We start from the raw sequence: 214 nt of genomic DNA on the forward strand, positions 1-214 counted from the left end.
CGCGCGCAGGCGCCGCCGAAGAAGGCGAACGCCTTGTCATGCGCATCGAACACCATCTCCTGGGTCTCTCTGGGATAAGCCCGCACAAACGGCATCCGGCTGTGGCAGAGACGGACATGGGCGACCTTGACCGTCGTGGTCACGCCGTCGAGGATCACGATCTCATGGCTCCAGTCGAACTGGTAGGCCTCGCCCGGATCGAAGCTCAGCGGGA

1 pseudogene is annotated in these 214 nt (G+C 64.0%); it reads right to left on the bottom strand.

Going from position 1 to position 214, the window contains the following annotated elements:
• A pseudogene (locus ACXAH0_RS25430) lies at nt 1–214 on the bottom strand (IS21 family transposase); the annotation flags it as partial.

The sequence above is a fragment of the Roseibium sp. AWQ4_290 genome (genome assembly GCF_056160985.1).